The sequence below is a fragment of the Azospirillum sp. TSO35-2 genome (assembly GCF_003116095.1).
GTDB lineage: Bacteria > Pseudomonadota > Alphaproteobacteria > Azospirillales > Azospirillaceae > Azospirillum.
This window is the reverse complement of record NZ_LGRA01000013.1, coordinates 656,198-657,023: the sequence shown is the minus strand read 5'-3', so window position 1 is coordinate 657,023 and position 826 is coordinate 656,198. Positions and strand designations below refer to the sequence as shown.

1 protein-coding gene is annotated in these 826 nt (G+C 65.9%); it reads left to right on the top strand.

What is annotated here, in order from left to right:
- On the top strand, window positions 1-826 hold an 826-nt coding region (tuf, locus tag TSO352_RS10345; RefSeq protein ID WP_109107396.1), incomplete at both ends, for an elongation factor Tu.

The window sequence follows — 826 nt, the reverse complement described above, 5'->3', positions numbered from 1 at the left end:
TGGCATCACGATCTCGACGGCGCACGTCGAGTACGAGACGCAGAACCGCCACTACGCGCACGTCGACTGCCCCGGCCACGCCGACTATGTGAAGAACATGATCACCGGCGCCGCCCAGATGGACGGCGCGATCCTGGTGGTGTCGGCGGCCGACGGCCCGATGCCGCAGACCCGTGAGCACATCCTGCTGGCGCGCCAGGTCGGCGTTCCGGCGCTGGTGGTCTTCATGAACAAGGTCGACATGGTCGACGATCCGGAGCTGCTGGAGCTGGTCGAGCTGGAGGTGCGCGAGCTGCTGTCGTCCTACCAGTTCCCGGGCGACGACATTCCGATCACCAAGGGTTCGGCGCTGTGCGCGCTGGAAGACCGTTCGCCGGAGATCGGCCGCGACGCCGTTCTCGCCCTGATGAAGACGGTGGACGAGTACATCCCGCAGCCGGAGCGTCCGGTTGACCGTCCGTTCCTGATGCCGATCGAGGACGTGTTCTCGATCTCGGGCCGTGGCACGGTGGTGACCGGCCGCGTTGAGCGTGGCATCGTGAAGGTCGGTGAGGAAGTCGAGATCGTCGGCCTGAAGGCGACGGTGAAGACGACGGTGACCGGTGTCGAGATGTTCCGCAAGCTGCTCGAGTCGGGCCAGGCTGGCGACAACATCGGCGCGCTGCTGCGCGGCACCAAGCGTGAGGACGTGGAGCGCGGCCAGGTTCTGGCCAAGCCGGGTTCGATCACGCCGCACACCAAGTTCAAGGCCGAAGCCTACATCCTGACGAAGGAAGAGGGCGGCCGCCACACCCCGTTCTTCACGAACTACCGTCCGCAGTTCTAC